This window comes from Chitinophaga ginsengisegetis, from assembly GCF_900168065.1.
GTDB classification, from domain to species: Bacteria; Bacteroidota; Bacteroidia; order Chitinophagales; family Chitinophagaceae; genus Chitinophaga; species Chitinophaga ginsengisegetis.
In genome coordinates, this window is sequence record NZ_FUZZ01000005.1 from 553,817 (window position 1) to 565,557 (window position 11,741).

An 11,741-nucleotide genomic window follows, 5' to 3' on the forward strand; every position below is an offset into this window, starting at 1 on the left:
AAAGCTGCAAAGAATAAAAACAGGGTGCGGTATTATTACCGTACCCTGTTTTTATTTTTTAGAAAGAACTGATTACCATGCGCCCAATTCCGACAGCACCGCATAATGGGAGCCCGAATAATTAGAAGCCGTTACAATCTTGATATATTTTGCAGAAATAGTAACTCCGAAAGAGATATACTGCTTACTGTTTACATTCGTCAGCGTATAATTCCCCCTCGATGTATACGTTACATTATCGGTACTGGTGAACACCGAAATATCTTTTAATGAACCATTCAGGTTTGCCCGTTGCAGGAATGCCAGTCCCTGTATAGATTTTATCCCATTCATATTTACGATCACCGTATGCGGATGCGCGGGTTGTACCGTTTTCCACTGCGTGTGCCATACCGTTGCCTGGTCGTTGTCCAGCAGGTTGGTGGCGGGGCCGTCGTCTTCCTGGCTGCTTACAGATGTGATACTCCAGGAAGATTTGTTCAGTTCATCTTTGGTGCTGATATCCAGTACGGGTTCATTGTTTACAAAAGTATACGGGTAAGAGATTTCTGTAGAAGAACCATTGGTATACAGGAAACGGATACGCAGGGCGTAGTTGCCTGTCTTCTTATGAAATTCACTGATGGGCATACTCAGCTGGAAACTATCGCCGGAGGGCGCAGCCACCCAGGGCACGGCATCATAATCATTTCCTCCTTCCGGATCATTATATACGTTTACATTGTTCACCGTTTGTGTGGAAGAGAACTTCACTTTCAGCTCAATGTTGCCGCCGGTATAGCTGGCTTTGATGATATTGATAGTAGTGTTTCCTCCGCCGTAAATGCCGGTGGCGGTGCTGGTGCGGAATACCTGTGAGTTGTTGAGGATAGCGGCGCTGGCGGCAGTAAGAAAGGTAGGGCTTTTGCCGTAGGTGTAGTTGCCGCTGCCCATGAGTGCGGTGCCTTTGGCCGGATCTGCGGCTTCGGATACTTTTTCTTTGTTATGTGGCAGGTTAAGGCCGTGCCCCAATTCGTGCATGAGGCCACCGATCCATTTGGTAGCGCGGTTGCCCAGCGTGGTATTCTGACCGAGATAGCTGGTATCCATTTCGGCATAGTCCAGTGCAAAGCACCACCGGCCCAAACCATAGAAGGGCACGCCGCCGGGATCGCCATCAGAAGCATAGGTGCTGGCGGGCATAATAACCAACGTGTGTTCACTGTGCTTATCTGCCGGATGTGCGGCAAACCAGGTGTTCAGTTCACCGATGGCAGTGTTGCCGCCTCCTTCATAGGGATAGCCGGTTTTTGGCAGTGCGCCTTTTACTACCGTGATCTTTACTTTACCGGTGGAGTCCAGTGGCAGTCCGAAGGAGCGGTCGCCATAGCCGTAGTAGTTCATCCACTTTCCGTAGAAGCGTTGCCCCTGTTGTAAAATGCCGTTTAGCCGTGCCCGGTAGTTCACGATGGTGTCGCCATCGGAAGGCACAAAGTAAACAACGTTTAAGGCGTAGGCGCTGGGTACAAAGTTTTGCAGGCCGGATTTGGTTTTATCTGTTACGGGCTGCAACTCCCCGCCGGGGGATCGTTTACAGGCCATAAAAAGGGTAGGCAGCAATAGCATACCTGCTAACAGGGAATGAAGGTTTTTCCTTTTCATTGTTCGGATTTATTGATTAACAAAGACAGTAAGAATCGACAGATTTTGGTTTACGGTTTTCCAGGTTACGCAGTTGGCGTTTCACATATTCAGGTAAACTAAATTAAGTAATTGTTTCAGAAAGCAAAAAAAAATAATAATATTAGGTAAATGGCTTGGGAGATGACTGTAAGATCAAGCCCCGCTCCAACATTAGTTGTAATATTCCCCCCTTTCTTCCGGATATGAAATATTTATCGCAAATTGGTCCCCGTAAATAATAATAACTATGTTCAAGTACCTGTACCTGTCAGGGTTGCTGTTGGCAGCCCTGGGTTTGTATGCAACCCCGGCTATCCCCAAAGCCGCTCCCATTGAAGATTCAACGGAGCTTTACCAGAAAGAGCTTGATAATTATGTTGACTCTGTAAACAAATCTTTTAAGTATGAGAAAGGCACTATCCTGTTGCCGGGTGGGAAAGTAGAAATTAATGTACCTGCTGGTTTTAAGTTCCTGAACAAGGAAAAAAGCCAGTATGTGCTCACCACGCTCTGGGGCAATCCGCCGGAAAATGCCAATAATACGCTGGGAATGATTTTTCCGGAAAACTCTGATCCGTTTGCGGACAGCAGTTATGCTTTTATCATCGAATTTGAGGACATCGGCTATGTAAAAGATGACGACGCTGAAAAGATTGACTACAATGAAATGATGAAAGGAATGCAGGAAGGAGAGAAGGAAACCAATGAAGAACGCGCCAAACAGGGCTACGCCGGCATCCATCTGATTGGATGGGCGCAGCAGCCTTTCTACGATAAAAAAAATAAAGTACTGCACTGGGCAAAGGAAATCCGTTTCGATGACCAGGAAGGCGGTCATACGCTGAATTACGAGATCCGTATCCTGGGGCGTCATGGTGTATTGTCGCTGAATGCTGTTTGTAAGATGAGTGAACTCCCGGTGGTAAAGGCGGATATCAGCAAAGTGTTACACATGGCCACTTTCACACAGGGCAACACCTATTTCGATTTTGATCCGAAAGTGGATAACGTGGCGGCATGGTCTATCGGCGGCCTCGTAGCGGGTAAATTGCTGGCAAAAGTTGGGTTCTTTGCTATCCTGTTAAAGTACCTGGCGGCCGGATGGAAGTTTATTGCTATCGGGTTTGTGGCGCTTATCGGTTTTTTCAGACGGATGTTCAGCCGGAAGAAAGAAGAGAAGGAAAGTGTTGTTTTTAATACGGTTACAGATGATCATACAGCACCAGATGATGCCGGAGAGCAGGTGGCTGACACTCCGGCTGATGCTACGCCAGCGGATAATAATCCGGGAGATAAATCGTGATTAATATCATCATAAGCATAAATGAGAAGGCCTGCATCATACGCAGGCCTTTTTTAATGCCCAATGCCCACTGGCAGGCGCAAATATTGTTTTCCTGGTTTTTTCGGAATAAATGTCTTATTTTTTCCGGTGAGATGCCATTATCTATGGTTTCCGGATTGTCAGAATTGATCACGAAAGGTATATTTTATGTCAACGCCATCCGAAGCACTGGAGCCAGCCATACTTTTCAAAACTTACTATACCAGGCTTTGCTACTTTGCCTTTCAGTTTACCGGTGATAAAGACAAAGCCAGGGATATTGCCCAGGAAGCCTTTGTAAGCTACCTGGGGCAACAGGGGCAGGTGACCGCGCATCCCGTGGCAATCAAAAATTTCCTGTATAGCACCGTGCGTAACGCCTGTTTAAATGCTATCCGGCATGAAAAAGTAGTGGAGAAATTTGCGGCAGCACAGGAAGGAATGGCTGAAAACGATCCTTCTGTTATATTAACAATGATCCGGTCTGAAGTGATCGGGGAAATTAACCGCGCACTGGAAACATTGCCGGAAGCCTGCCAGGTGATTATCAGGATGGGCTATATCTCCGGGCTCAAAAACCAGGAAATCGCCGACCAGCTGAACATCAGCATTAATACCGTTAAAACGCAAAAGAAAAGGGGACTACACCTGTTAAGACAACGTCTTAACCCCGAAATCTACGCCGTGCTATTCCTGTAAACCCTTCTCTCAAAAAAAATATTATTATTTCTTTCACCCCTTTTTTCATCCCGCGTTTCTTTACCTGGTAAGCAACCTTTATGGAGCAAAACCAGGATCTGTATAAATACGCCGACTTAATTTTAAAATATCTCCGGGAACAGGCTACCACAGCGGAACAGCGGGAGCTGGAAGCCTGGCTGGAAAAGGATGTGCGGCATCAGCAGCTGCTGGCGTCCCTGAAAGATCAGGAATCCCTGCGTGATGCACTGGCGTTTCATGAGGCCATCGATGTGGATGCCGACTGGCAGTCCGTGCTGGCCCGCGCCACCCCGGCCACTTCCGGCAGGAGCATAGCATGGCGCCGCCTCGTCGGGTGGACGGCCGCCGCTGCCGCCATACTGGGAGGCGTGATCCTTGCCTACAACTGGCGCACAACGGAAACAAAGCCCGTAAAAATGATGGCGGCCACTTCCCCTCCAATAAAAAACGACGTACTCCCCGGCAGCAACAACGCCACGCTGCAACTGGGCAACGGGAAAACCATACACCTGGGCAATCAGCCCGAAGGAGCCATCAAAGAGGAAGATGGAACCACTATTGCACAGCAATCAGGCGGCCTTGTATACAATAAAACAAATGAACCGCACACGGCTGCGTTATTCAATACCTTGTCTACCGCAAAGGCCGGGCAATACCAGCTCACGCTGGAAGACGGCACACGTGTATGGCTTAACGCCGCATCCTCCCTGCGATTCCCGGTACACTTCACCAATGGTGAACGCCGTGTGGAACTCACCGGTGAAGGATATTTTGAAGTGGCCGCCAGTCCGGATAAACCTTTCCGGGTAATGGTGCAGAACATGGAAGTACTGGTACTGGGCACCCACTTTAACGTAGGCGCCTACAGCAAAGTGGTGAAAACCACGCTGATCACCGGCGCGGTAAAAATCCAGGTAAAGGATAAACGCTCCTGGCAGCTGGCGCCAGGTCAGCAGGCCAATGTACAGGGCGACCAGGTACGTATCTCCGCAGCAGATACCGAAAAAGCCATCGCCTGGAAAGAAGGGATCTTCTTTTTTAAAGATGATGATTTCCGGGAAATTATGGAGCAGGTGGCCCGCTGGTACGACCTGGATGTTCACTACGAAGGTCCGCTGCCCGCAAAACTTATCAGCGGTAATATCAGCCGTCAGGCTAAGTTATCGCAGGTGCTGGAAATGCTCAACTTCGTGAGCGGCGCCAACTTCAGGGTAAATGGAAAAGACGTTACTATAACACTGTCGAAATAAAATCAGTTATAACTGGAACGGATGCACGAAATATAAGTACCTGTAATAAACAAAGACCAGAATTTAAACGAATCAATCGCTATTAATTAAAAATTAAACCGATGATGAAAAGATTTATTTCCGCTTTCGGGCGGGGTATACTACTCCCATTGCCTGTAAAAACGAAGGTGGCCTTAAAGCTGACCACCCTGCTGCTTTTCCTTTTCGCATTAAGTGCCGCAGCCACTGCTTACGCGCAGAAAATTACGTTGTCGGTAAAGAAAGTACCGTTACAGCAGGTGTTTGACGCCATCAAACAACAAACCGGCTATTACTTTTTGTACAACAACGATATCCTGAAAAATACCACGCCCGTTTCTTTAAATGTAAAGGATGCGGAAGTAACTGCGGTACTGAATCAATGTCTGGCAGGCCAGCCGCTGGAATATAAAATCATCGACCGCACCATCACCCTGAAGGAAGTGCCGGTGAAAAAATCCACTTCGGAATTGGTAGCAGATACACTGATCACCGGCAGGGTAACCGATGAAAAAGGCGTGCCGCTGCCCGGTGTAACCGTTACAGTAGAAGGTTCCGCAAGAGGTGCCGTAACAGATGCTACGGGAAAATACAGCATCCAGCTGCCATCCGGCGCTAATGCGTTGTTATTCTCCTTTATCGGGTTTAACAAACAACGCGTGGAAACCGCCGGCAACACCACGCTGGATGTAAAATTAACAGAAAGCTCAAAGGGCTTGTCGGAGGTAGTGGTAACGGCGCTGGGTATTAAACGCGAAAGTAAATCGCTCGGATATACCGTAGCAGAGCTGAAAGGCGCCGACCTGTCGGAAGGGAAAGAAGTAAATGTGGCCAACGCCTTATCCGGTAAAGTGGCCGGTGTACAGGTGAGTCAGCCTGCCTCCGGCGCCGGCGGATCTTCCAAGATCCTGATCCGCGGAAACAACTCTTTGCAGGGCAACAGTCAGCCGCTGTATGTTGTAGACGGAGTGCCCCTCGATAACCAGAACATCGGCGCTGCCGGCAGCACCGGCGGTGTGGACTATGGCGATGGCATCTCCAATATTAACCAGGAAGATATTGAAAGCATTTCCATCCTGAAAGGCCCGAATGCTGCGGCATTGTACGGCCAGCGCGGCAGCAACGGCGTAGTGCTCATCACCACCAAATCCGGCAGCTCCCGCAAAGGTATCGGGCTGAAGTTCAGCAGCGATTACGCCATCGGCAACGCACTGGTAACACCCGATTTCCAGGATGAATATGGACAGGGCCTGAACGGTGATTTTACGCACTTCCGCGCTACAGATGGTAAGGTATATACGATGGCGCAGGCCAAAGCGCAAGGCTTGCAGGGCATGCCTAAAATGAGCGCCGGCCGCGACAGGATCGCCCGCAGCAGCTGGGGCGCAAAGATGGAAGGGCAGGAGTATGAAGACCAGTGGGGAAACGTATTGAAGCTAACGCCGCAACCTAACACCTATAAAGATTTTTTTAACCAGGAAAAACAGTTCGTTAATAACATCGCCGCGGATGGTGGAAACGATAAAGTGAACTACCGCTTCTCTTATTCCAACACGCACGTAAACGGATATGTACCCACCAATACGCTGGACAGGAACACATTTACCCTCCGCACACAGGCGTCTATTACGCCTAAATTACAGTTGGATGCAAAGCTGAACTACATCTCCCAGAAAGGTAAAAACAGGCCTACACTTTCCGATGCATCCGATAATCCGGCTTACCTGTTTATCAGTCAGCCGCGGAGCATGCCGTTGAGTATCCTTGCAGATTACACCTGGACCGCCCAGGACGTGGCCCGGCAATTTGGCTACAGCGGCGTAACACCCGGACTGGAGAAAACATACGCTACCAACAGTTCTACCGCCAATCCTTACTGGACCATTCATAAAACACAAAATACTGATCACCGCGACAGGCTCCTGGGCATGCTGCGGTTGTCGTACGATTTTAATAAATGGCTGAAATTAACAGCCCGCGGCGGTACCGATTTTTATACAGAAGAACGCCTGCGCTGGAGAGCCAAAGGCACTTACCAGAGCCAGAACAGGAATGGTGATATTGAAGACCGGGTAATAAGAGTACGGGAAGATAACTATGATGTATTGCTGAACGGTAACCTGGAACTGAGCAAGGACTTCACCCTGGGGCTGAATGCAGGCGCCAGTCACCAGAAAAAGTTTATGCGCATGACCGGCAACACCGGGAAAGAATTTATTGTGCCGGACCTGCACGTGATCAATAACACGCTGACCAATTCCTATCTTTTCGACTTACAGGAATCTGAAATCAACTCCGTGTATGGCTTCGGGCAGCTGGCCTTCCGGAACTACTGGTTTGTGGATTTCTCCGCACGAAACGACTGGTCATCTACTTTATCTGCCAGTAATAATTCTTTCTTTTATCCTTCTGTGAGCACCAGTTTAATTATGACTGATCTGCTGAAGATGAACAGCAATATCGTAAGTTTCTGGAAGCTGCGCGGATCACTGGCGCAGGCCGGCAGCTCCGGTAATCCTTACCAGCTCACCGGCGCCTACAGCCTGGATCAGTTCACACATGGCGGTCAGCCGCTGGCCGCGTTTACCTCCATCATCCCGGACCCTAACCTGAAAAATGAACTGACTACCTCGGTGGAATTTGGTACCGATGTACGTCTCCTGAATAATCGCCTGGGCATCAGCTTTACTTACTATAACGCCGCTACGAAAAACCAGATCCTGGATGTGCCCTTACCGCCTTCCAGCAAATTCGAAGCGCGCAGGATCAATGCCGGTGAAATCCGGAACAAGGGAATCGAACTATCGTTAAACGGAACACCAGTGAAGCTGGCGAATGGATTTACCTGGGAAAGCACCTTTACTTTTTCCCGCAACAAAAATGAAGTGGTATCGCTGACCGAAGGAGTGGAAACATTTGTATTGGGCAGCGACAGGGGGATCAACGTAATTGCTGCACCAGGTAAGCCTTTCGGCACCATGATCGGAACCGGCTTCGCCTGGCTGAAAGATGAAGCCGGCAACCGGCTGATAGATCCGGCTACAGGTTTGCCACTGCGCACGCAGGGCCGCCAGCTCACAGAGCTGGGAAATGCCATGCCCGACTGGACCGGCGGTTTCGCCAACACCTTCCGTTACAAAGGCTTTGCCTTAGCAGCATTGGTGGATATCCGCCAGGGCGGACTGGTATATTCCCAAAGCAACCGCGAAGAGCTGATCTATGGCACCACAAAGAAAACGCTGGCCGGCAGGGATGGCAGCTATGTTGCTTCCGGTATGATTGCAGAGAAAAACAGCAGCGGCAACTGGGTTAGCACCGGTAAAGAAAATACCATGAAAGTAATGGCACAGGACTACTGGAACGTAGTGGCGAGCGATAAAGAAAACGTGGTGTCGGAAGAAATGATGAACGATGCCAGCTATGTAGCCATGCGGGAAATCAGTTTGAGTTACGCGCTGCCGTCGAAATTATTCTCCGGTAAAATTATCCGCAGAATGAATGTAGGCATTTATGGCAGGAATCTTTTTTACTTCCAGCGGAAGACAGATGGCTTCTCTCCCGAAGCCTCTTCCTTCAACGTAAACAACTCTTCCCTCGGCCTGGAATCAACGGCGCTGCCGATGATGCGGAGCTTTGGTGTGAACGTAAGCCTGGATCTTTAATCTGTAAAAACGAAGCATATGAAAAACAAATCATCGATATATAGAAAAGTGCTGGTGTTAACTGCGGGGCTGTTACTGGGCGGCTGTACCAAAAACTTCAGCGATTTAAACACGCCGCCAACAACGGTTACCAACATTGATCCCGCCCTGTTGTTGTCGAAAGTACAGAAAGATGCGGCCTTTTCTGAAGGCACAGAAACCGCCAATATACAGGTAGGGTCCTGGGTGCAATACTGGGCCGGTGGCCTGGTGGCGCCTACTTCCCGCTACATTCAACAGCCGGATAATAACATGTGGGCGGCGCATTATACCTTGCTGCGCAACCTCGGCCAGATCCGCAACCAGGCATTGAAAGGAAAAGAAAATGATCCCACAGGAAGAACGAAGCTCGCTATTGCTCGCATCCTCGAAATATTTATATGGCAACGGTTAACGGATCTTTTTGGCGCCGTACCATTTTCGCAAACAACAGAAGATGCTACCGACGTAAACAACAAACCGGTGTACGATAGCCAGCAGTCGGTTTATGAACACCTCATTGCCGACCTTGATGCCGCTATTGCCAGTATCAATGCCAGCGACGTATCGTACGGCAATGCCGATTTCTATTACAAAGGCGCTACCGATAACTGGAAGAAATTCGGTAACTCACTGAAACTCCGTTTAGGCATGCGCATTAAATATGCCGCGCCGCAGCTGGCAGAAAAAACGGTGCGCGAAGCGATGAGTCAGCCGCTTTTTTCAGATAATAAAGACAATGCCGCTGTACCTACTTTCAACGACGCACAAACCACCAACGCAAACCCTATCCTGGCGCAGTTTATCAGCGGCAGCCCCGATCTGCGTTACCTGGCATCGGCTTTTGTGGCTACGCTGAATGATAAGCATGATCCCCGCCTTACCTTTATTGCGGCGCCTACCGTAAATTCAAGAAACAGTGGAACGCCCGTGTACAAAGGTATTGGCGTGGCATTAACCGATGCGTTGTTGTCCGGCATCATCAAGGATGATTACTCTACCGCTTCCATGACTACCTACTTTAATAAAACATTGGCTACGCCTATCCCTGTATATGTATTCACGTATGCAGATGTATGTTTCTTCAAGGCAGAAGCGGCGTTGATGGGATGGGGCGCCACACCGGCAGAGGCGGAGAAATTTTACCAGGATGGTATCAGGGCGGCAATGGCCATGCAACCGTACAATATTACCACCATTCCGCAGGCGTATATTGATGCGGAGTTTTCACTCGCCGGACTTACGTCAGAAAAACAGCTGGAGAAGATCATGACCCAGAAATGGATCCTGTTATTTGGCCGTGACTATGAAGCTTATGCTGAATGGCGCCGCACGGGCTACCCCGTTTTAACACCGGGGCCCAACCAGGGATCTACCAATGGTACCATTCCCCGCAGGGCGGTATACTCATCGCTGGAAGCGTTGCTGAATACAGATAATTATAAGGCTGCCGTGTCCGGTTTAAGCAATGGAGATTCCTACCTGTCGAAGGTTTGGTGGGATCAGAAGAAATAGATAGTGAATGATAGAGAAGGGTCGTCTTTTACAGGCGGCCCTTTTTTATTGCCCCACCCGCCGCTTTACCGGTAAAAAAGTTGTTTTTACCGGCATGATACTGTCATTAACCCATTTTAACTATGCTGCAGTAGCCCGGCTGCCTATTTTCGTATTCATATCTAAACAGCTATCGTATGAACCAGGCATATGAAATTAATGCGATCACGCAGGCGAACAACGCCATCTATCACTCCTTCCGTACGCTGGATTTCCGCGGGGCTTCCGTGTACCTCACGGAAGATTGCGACTACATTACCTTTAACGGCATGCACTTAAAAGGGCGGGAGGAATACATCACGCTGCATGAGCGGCTGATGAACAACTTTATGTTCAGGGGTGCGCGGTTACATGGACACATTGAACAGGTACGTTTTCTGAATGAAAATGTAGCCATCGTGGTAGCCACCGGCGCTATCCGTTTCCGCTGGCAGAAAAGAGTACCGGAAAGCCGTCAGTCGGTGAACACCACCGTATGGGTGAAAAGCCCCGAAGGACAATGGCAGATGTCCGCCTTTCACAATTGCCGCATAAAGAAAATGAACTGGCTGGCCAGGTGGATCATGGGGTCTGTAAAAAAGAAGCCCGACGAAAAGAAGCCGCAAATAGCCCCCTGGATTGTCGGAACTACACCCCCGGAGTATGCTCCGGAATGAATAATTTTGTTTTAAGAGATACATCTTACAAGATTATTCAAAACAAAAAACAGGTGTTATGTCATTCCAGGCTTATTTAGACAATATCAAAGCGAAAACCGGCAAAACAGGTGACGATTTTAAAAAGCTGGCAGAGAAGAAAAAGTTCCTGCAAAACGGGGAACTGGATCCAAAAGTAAAAGCCGGCGAAATTGTAAACTGGCTGAAAGAAGAATATGAACTGGGCCACGGTCATGCGATGGCGATATTCGCATACTTCAAAGGAAAGCGGGATTGATTCATCTCCGCAGCTGATCTACACTCCAGCGGTATGCAGGTAAGGTAGATAATAAAAAGCTGCCGGCACTGGCGGTGAATACAGAATAATTCAATGGCGCGGCTACACCCAGCGCTACGGTCATGGCCAGTGCAAATCCCAGTAACAAAACACCGCTGCCAATGGCCGCCCATCGTGTCCAAAAGCCCGCGATCAGCATTACCGCAAAAAGTATTTCTAAGCCCGATGCCAATGCGGCAAAGATTTCCGCTACGGAGTAGGGGAGAAAGAACATCAGCTTGTGTGCATACTGCATGAAATGCTGCCAGTCGCCCCAGCCGATATTAGGCGCACCCGGAGGGCCCCACACGCCGAATCTGTCGAGCCCCGCGCACAAATAACTGGCGCCTAACGCCACCCGCAAAAAGAGCTGAATGAGATCCTGTTTAATATTCATCGCCTGGTATTTTTGACAGGCAAAAATAACGCAGATTCCGCTGCTGCAGGTAGTCCAGTTTATAATCAGGGGATAGTCCAGCGAACTTCCGTATATCCATTATCGTTACCCGGTCTGTAAATCTCCCCGCTATTTACTATTTTCAGGGATCAAAAAAATGTTAT

9 protein-coding genes are annotated in these 11,741 nt (G+C 49.0%); 7 read left to right on the forward strand and 2 right to left on the reverse strand.

Features of this window, described 5'->3' with window-relative positions; translation table 11 throughout:
• Nucleotides 1-72: 72 nt before the first annotated feature.
• Nucleotides 73-1,641: a discoidin domain-containing protein gene (locus B5Z18_RS28415; RefSeq protein WP_079472934.1), complete on the reverse strand. Its 1,569-nt coding sequence runs from the start codon at nucleotides 1,639-1,641 to the stop codon at nucleotides 73-75.
• A 268-nt stretch (nucleotides 1,642-1,909) separates the two neighbouring features.
• Here B5Z18_RS28415 and B5Z18_RS28420 point away from each other — a divergent pair, with 268 nt between their 5' ends.
• The 7 genes from B5Z18_RS28420 (at nucleotide 1,910) to B5Z18_RS28460 (ending at nucleotide 11,141) form a co-directional block, all read left to right on the forward strand.
• Complete coding sequence (locus tag B5Z18_RS28420; RefSeq protein ID WP_079472935.1) at nucleotides 1,910-2,965, forward strand: DUF2167 domain-containing protein; 1,056 nt, start codon at nucleotides 1,910-1,912, stop codon at nucleotides 2,963-2,965.
• A gap of 189 nt (nucleotides 2,966-3,154) precedes the next feature.
• A complete protein-coding gene (locus B5Z18_RS28430; protein ID WP_079472937.1) occupies nucleotides 3,155-3,685 on the forward strand; it encodes an RNA polymerase sigma-70 factor in 531 nt (176 codons plus the stop codon).
• An 80-nt stretch (nucleotides 3,686-3,765) separates the two neighbouring features.
• On the forward strand, nucleotides 3,766-4,956 hold the full coding sequence (locus tag B5Z18_RS28435) for a FecR family protein (RefSeq protein ID WP_079472938.1): 1,191 nt from the start codon (nucleotides 3,766-3,768) through the stop codon (nucleotides 4,954-4,956).
• A gap of 104 nt (nucleotides 4,957-5,060) precedes the next feature.
• Nucleotides 5,061-8,636, forward strand: a complete 3,576-nt coding sequence (locus B5Z18_RS28440) for a SusC/RagA family TonB-linked outer membrane protein (protein ID WP_079473126.1) — start codon at nucleotides 5,061-5,063, stop codon at nucleotides 8,634-8,636.
• A gap of 18 nt (nucleotides 8,637-8,654) precedes the next feature.
• Nucleotides 8,655-10,169, forward strand: coding sequence for a SusD/RagB family nutrient-binding outer membrane lipoprotein (locus tag B5Z18_RS28445; RefSeq protein ID WP_079472939.1), 1,515 nt, complete (start codon nucleotides 8,655-8,657; stop codon nucleotides 10,167-10,169).
• A 176-nt stretch (nucleotides 10,170-10,345) separates the two neighbouring features.
• Nucleotides 10,346-10,864, forward strand: coding sequence for a YybH family protein (locus B5Z18_RS28455; RefSeq protein WP_079472941.1), 519 nt, complete (start codon nucleotides 10,346-10,348; stop codon nucleotides 10,862-10,864).
• Nucleotides 10,865-10,922: 58 nt separating this feature from the next.
• Nucleotides 10,923-11,141: a DUF4287 domain-containing protein gene (locus B5Z18_RS28460; RefSeq protein ID WP_079472942.1), complete on the forward strand. Its 219-nt coding sequence runs from the start codon at nucleotides 10,923-10,925 to the stop codon at nucleotides 11,139-11,141.
• 1 nt (nucleotide 11,142) lies between these two features.
• On the opposite strand, the gene B5Z18_RS28465 is transcribed toward B5Z18_RS28460, so the two are convergent.
• Nucleotides 11,143-11,577, reverse strand: coding sequence for a DoxX family protein (locus tag B5Z18_RS28465; RefSeq protein WP_079472943.1), 435 nt, complete (start codon nucleotides 11,575-11,577; stop codon nucleotides 11,143-11,145).
• Nucleotides 11,578-11,741 lie beyond the last annotated feature (164 nt).

What these genes read in the sequence shown, in the direction of transcription:
- B5Z18_RS28465 (WP_079472943.1), bottom strand. Translation starts at nt 11,577, where the DNA reads ATGAATATTAAACAGGATCTCATTCAGCTCTTTTTGCGGGTGGCGTTA.
- B5Z18_RS28420 (WP_079472935.1), top strand. Translation starts at nt 1,910, where the DNA reads ATGTTCAAGTACCTGTACCTGTCAGGGTTGCTGTTGGCAGCCCTGGGT.
- B5Z18_RS28445 (WP_079472939.1), top strand. Translation starts at nt 8,655, where the DNA reads ATGAAAAACAAATCATCGATATATAGAAAAGTGCTGGTGTTAACTGCG.
- B5Z18_RS28440 (WP_079473126.1), top strand. Translation starts at nt 5,061, where the DNA reads ATGAAAAGATTTATTTCCGCTTTCGGGCGGGGTATACTACTCCCATTG.
- B5Z18_RS28415 (WP_079472934.1), bottom strand. Translation starts at nt 1,641, where the DNA reads ATGAAAAGGAAAAACCTTCATTCCCTGTTAGCAGGTATGCTATTGCTG.
- B5Z18_RS28460 (WP_079472942.1), top strand. Translation starts at nt 10,923, where the DNA reads ATGTCATTCCAGGCTTATTTAGACAATATCAAAGCGAAAACCGGCAAA.
- B5Z18_RS28430 (WP_079472937.1), top strand. Translation starts at nt 3,155, where the DNA reads ATGTCAACGCCATCCGAAGCACTGGAGCCAGCCATACTTTTCAAAACT.
- B5Z18_RS28455 (WP_079472941.1), top strand. Translation starts at nt 10,346, where the DNA reads ATGAACCAGGCATATGAAATTAATGCGATCACGCAGGCGAACAACGCC.
- B5Z18_RS28435 (WP_079472938.1), top strand. Translation starts at nt 3,766, where the DNA reads ATGGAGCAAAACCAGGATCTGTATAAATACGCCGACTTAATTTTAAAA.